Below are 535 nucleotides of genomic sequence, written 5' to 3' on the forward strand. Positions count from 1 at the left end.
TGACCGACGCGGAGATCCGCGAGCGGATGGCCGGCAACCTGTGCCGCTGCGCGGCGTACCCGCACATCGTCGCGGCCGTGCGTGAGGCGGCGTCGTCGTCGTGAGGGCCTTCCGTTACCACCGGCCCGCCGACGTGGCCGAGGCGGTCGCCGTGCTGGCGGCCGAACCGCAGGCCGCCTACCTGGGCGGCGGCACCAACCTGGTGGACCTGATGAAGCTCGGGGTGCAACGCCCCGACGTGCTGGTGGACGTGACCCGGCTGCCGCTGGACACCGTCGAGGAGCTGCCCGACGGCGGGCTGCGGATCGGCGCGACCGTCCGCAACAGCGACCTGGCGGCCCACCCGGTGGTGCGCCGCGACTACCCGGTGCTGGCCCGTGCCCTGCTCGCCGCCGCCTCCGGGCAGCTGCGCAACATGGCCACCACCGGCGGCAACCTGTTGCAGCGCACCCGCTGCGTCTACTTCCAGGACACCGGCAAGGCGTGCAACAAGCGGGAGCCGGGCAGCGGTTGCGCCGCCCTGCACGGGCAGAAC

The 535-nt window shown here is 74.0% G+C and carries 2 protein-coding genes; both read left to right on the forward strand.

What is annotated here, in order from left to right:
• The first annotated feature begins 14 nt into the window (after positions 1-14).
• Positions 15-104, forward strand: coding sequence for a 2Fe-2S iron-sulfur cluster-binding protein (locus KBX53_RS35375; RefSeq protein ID WP_309140929.1), 90 nt, complete (start codon positions 15-17; stop codon positions 102-104).
• Positions 101-535 (forward strand): xanthine dehydrogenase family protein subunit M (locus KBX53_RS35380; protein ID WP_210864076.1); only part of this gene is annotated, 435 nt, incomplete at its 3' end. The genes KBX53_RS35375 and KBX53_RS35380, both read left to right, overlap by 4 nt.

The sequence above is a fragment of the Micromonospora sp. M51 genome, assembly GCF_018070305.1.
Taxonomy (GTDB): domain Bacteria; phylum Actinomycetota; class Actinomycetes; order Mycobacteriales; family Micromonosporaceae; genus Micromonospora; species Micromonospora parva.